Source organism: Pollutimonas rozaliensis, assembly GCF_048751585.1.
Lineage (GTDB): Bacteria > Pseudomonadota > Gammaproteobacteria > Burkholderiales > Burkholderiaceae_B.
Window position 1 is genome coordinate 1 of the sequence record NZ_JAZHOB010000172.1, and the last position, 263, is coordinate 263.

Here is a 263-nt window from a genome sequence, read left to right on the forward strand (position 1 = left end):
TTTCGCTTCCACGCCAGTGTCGTAGCGGGCCGCCTGCGGGCAGTAGCCGCAGTCTTCCTCGCAGCCGCCCGTCTTGATCGACAACAGGGTTGCCAGTTCCACGTCGCCGTCCGGGAAGTTGGCGCGGTGGGTCTGCTGGGCCTGGAACATCAGCTCATTGAATGGCAGGTCGAACAGGGCCAGTACATCGGCGACGGGCCAGGTGGCCGCTTCCGGCACGGTGATGCGCGCCGCAGGGCGGTGCAGTTCGACGGTTTTTGCTG

At 65.8% G+C, this 263-nt stretch carries 1 pseudogene; it reads right to left on the reverse strand.

The window, feature by feature from the left end:
* Positions 1-263 (reverse strand): annotated as a pseudogene (locus V0R37_RS22445) (biotin synthase BioB); the annotation flags it as partial.